Raw genomic sequence first — 3,584 nt, 5'->3', positions numbered from 1 at the left:
CGCACCCGCCTGCACGCTCCGCCAAAGGCATCCTGACGCTGATATTGCAGGTATCCGTTTAGCTACGCTCACCGCGTATTTTGCAGCCATTATAGAGAAATTACCCGAAAAGCCTGTCCTTATAGGCCATTCAATGGGCGGGTTGATTACCCAGCTTCTTTTACAGAAAGGCTTGGGTGCAGCCGGAATAGCCATCCACTCGTTACAGCCACAGGGCGTGTTTACATTTAAATTTTCGTTTTATAAAGCGGGATGGCCTGCATTGGGCTTTTTCACCAATGCTGCTAAAACCTACCTGATGTCGTTTAAAGAATGGCAGTATGCATTTACCAATGGCATGCCCTACGACGAGCAGAAAGAAGCCTATTATAATTTATTGTTGCCCGAATCGAAACTGGTTGTACGCGATGCCACAACAAGTGCAGCAAAAATAGATTTTAAACAGCCGCATGAGCCATTGCTTTTCCTTGCGGGAAGTACCGACCGTTTTATACCTGCTTCGCTTAATTATTCGAATTACAAAAAGTACCGTCATAACGGATCGGTTACAGCATATAAGGAATTTACAGGCCGCAATCATTTTGTACTGGGGCAACCCGGCTGGCAGGAACTTGCCGCTTACATATTAAACTGGCTTACAGAAATTCAATCCTTAAAAAAATAATCCATGAAAAATGTATATCAAATAGGCTGTTTTTCGCTGTTACTAACCTTGCTTTGCCCAAAAGCATTGCTGGCCCAGGAAAAAGCAGATCTGATTATTTATAACGCCAAAATTGCCACCATGGCCAAAGCCGGCGAATTTGTGCAGGCTATAGCCATGCGTAAAGGTATAATACAACAAACCGGTAGCACGCAGGCCATATTTAAAATATTTAAGGGCAAAACCACGCGCCTCATCAATGCCGGAGGTAAAACCGTAGTACCAGGCTTGAACGACAGCCACATGCATGCCATCCGCGAAGGACTTAATTACAACATGGAACTGCGCTGGGATGGTGTTAAAACACTTAAACGTGCGATGGAAATGTTAAAAGAACAAGCACAGCGCACTCCGCCCGGCGCATGGGTAAAAGTGGTTGGCGGCTGGAACGAATTTCAGTTTGCGGAAAAAAGACAGCCTACCATCGACGAAATTAATGCCGCCGTACCCGATAAACCTGTTTTTATCACCTATTTATATGGAAAGGCTTTTTTAAACAAAAAGGGCATCGAAACATTGGGTTATGATAAAAACACCAGCTATCCGGGTAGTTTAATCGAGCTTGACAAGGCCGGAAACCCGACAGGTTTACTCTACGCAAAAGAAACCCCAATGGCCATTTACCGCACACTGGCACTTACCGGCAAACTGACGCCAGCGGAAAGGGTAAACAGTTCGCAACATTTCTACCGCGAAATCAACAGCTTTGGGATTACCAGTGTGATAGATGCTGCCGGTGGTTCGCAGAACTATGATGCCGATTACCAGGCTTCGCTCGAACTGGCCAAACAGGGGAAACTGACCGTACGCACGGCCTATTACCTTTTTGCACAACAAAAGGGAAAGGAATTTGAGGATTACGAAAAATGGATCGGCCAAACACATCCCAACAAAAACGATCATATCCTGATGGCAAACGGTTACGCCATGGAAGGCGCAGGAGAAAACCTGATTGCCTCTGGTGCCGATTTTGAAAATTTCCTGGAGCCGCGCATTGAGCTTGGTCCCGAAATGGAAAGCGACCTCGAACCCATTATCCGTTTATTGGTTCGCAACCGCTGGCCTTTCCGCCTGCATGCTACCTATGGCGAATCGATAGACCGGATGTTAAATGTATTTGAAAAGGTTAACCGCGATACCCCCTTTAATGGTTTACGCTGGTTTTTCGATCATGCAGAGACGATAACAGATGATGAGCTGGCCAGGGTTAAAGCACTTGGCGGCGGTATCGCCGTACAGTTCAGAATGTATTACCAGGGCGAACTTTATAAAAAAATGTACGGATTGCCCAAAACGCAGTTACCCCCTATTAAGAAAATGTTATCAATGGGTATCCCTGTAGGTATGGGTACCGATGCCCCAAGGATTTCGACCTATAACCCATGGATGGCCCTGCATTGGCTGCTTACCGGAGAAACCATTGGCGGAATGCAATTCTGGCCAAAAAACCAGGTATTGGATCGGTTTACAGCATTAAAACTTTACACCTCGGGCAGTGCCTGGTTTTCGGGCGAACAACATGTAAAGGGTAAACTGGTTAAGGGGATGTACGCAGATATGGCCATACTCACCGACGATTATTTTACCGCAAGTACAACAAAAGTTAAAGAAATAACCGCATTAATGACCATTGTTAACGGCAAAATTGTTTATGCAGCAGGTAGTTATGCCAAGGATTGTCCGGCAATTGCGGTACCTATCCCATCCTGGTCGCCGGTGGCTTATTTTGGCGGTTATCAAAAGTAAACCCTCCAGATAAATATTTCAGACAACGTTATGAAAACACTAAAATTAATGGCAATTGCCATATGGGCAATCTGCTGTTCAGTAACAGCATTTGCCCAACAACCACCACATATTCCAATATGGGATGGCAACAAGGTTACCCTGGGCCTAAAAAAAATAGCCACCGATATTTATGCCATTGTACCTTCAACAGTTGATACAGAAACAGCACGCGGAATCCCCCAGGCTACCACGGGCGGTTTTATAGTTGGTGATAAAGGCGTACTGCTGATTGAGGTGATGCTAAATAAACGGTTATATGATCAGCAGTTGAAACTGGTGCGTTCGGTTACCGATAAACCGATTATTTATGCCGTAAACACTAGCGACCATGGCGACCATTGCTTTAGCAATTACCTTTTACCATCCACAACCACCATTATCCAGAATGAATTTGCAAGGGATAACCTTGCCGCGAATTACGAAGGCATCAAAACTTTTATGGTAAATCTTTTCGGCAGGGGCAGGGGGATCGAAAAATCGGTGTACCGGGCAGCAGATATTGTGATACCGAAAAACAGTAACCTAAAAATCGATATGGGTGGAGGAAAAACAGTCGAACTCCTCAATGTTGGTACAGCACAATCGCCGGCAGATTTATTTGTGTGGATGCCCACTCAGAAAGTATTCTGGGCAGGAAATCCGTTTATTGCCGAAAGTCCGGCCATACCCTGGCTTTTTGATGGTTTTTTCCTCGAACCGGCAGCAAATCTGAAAAAAGTATATGATTTTCTGCCCGATGATGCCATTATTATCCCGGGCCATGGGCGCATCACCAATAAAGCCGGCATTAAATACACGATTGATTATGTTACGGAATTAAAAAAAGAAGTAGAAGCAGCAGTAGATAAAGGACTCAGCCTGGAAGAAACCAAAGCCCTTGTAAAAATGAAGGACTTTGATAAAGGCTACGAACTTTTTAACTGGCTGCATTACGGTTTTAACCTGCCCAATGCTTACAAAGACATTAGTAACAATAAGAAAACAAACTAAAATCCCCAAATTATGAAAACAAAAATTAAATACCTGGCAGCAACACTGTTGTTTGCAATGTGGTTTGTACATGTATCGGCAGCAGTTGCGCCGGCAAACCCGC

At 44.8% G+C, this 3,584-nt stretch carries 3 protein-coding genes; all 3 read left to right on the top strand.

The genetic code is table 11. The annotated features are described in order from the left end of the window. Window positions 1–664 (top strand): alpha/beta hydrolase (locus tag B2V92_RS04460; protein ID WP_293305090.1); only part of this gene is annotated, 664 nt, incomplete at its 5' end. A gap of 3 nt (window positions 665–667) precedes the next feature. Further along, entirely contained in the window at window positions 668–2,449 is a 1,782-nt protein-coding gene (locus B2V92_RS04455; RefSeq protein WP_293305089.1) for an amidohydrolase, read from the top strand. A 30-nt stretch (window positions 2,450–2,479) separates the two neighbouring features. Then, entirely contained in the window at window positions 2,480–3,481 is a 1,002-nt protein-coding gene (locus tag B2V92_RS04450; RefSeq protein WP_293305088.1) for an MBL fold metallo-hydrolase, read from the top strand. Window positions 3,482–3,584 lie beyond the last annotated feature (103 nt).

It is taken from the genome of Pedobacter sp. UBA5917 (assembly GCF_002432345.1).
Taxonomy (GTDB): domain Bacteria; phylum Bacteroidota; class Bacteroidia; order Sphingobacteriales; family Sphingobacteriaceae; genus Pedobacter.
Note: the sequence above shows the minus strand (reverse complement) of the source record. Positions and strands in the feature narration are given on the sequence as shown.

Excerpts from the sequence above, each read along its gene's own strand:
- B2V92_RS04455 (WP_293305089.1), top strand. The coding sequence starts at position 668 with ATGAAAAATGTATATCAAATAGGCTGTTTTTCGCTGTTACTAACCTTG.
- B2V92_RS04450 (WP_293305088.1), top strand. The coding sequence starts at position 2,480 with ATGAAAACACTAAAATTAATGGCAATTGCCATATGGGCAATCTGCTGT.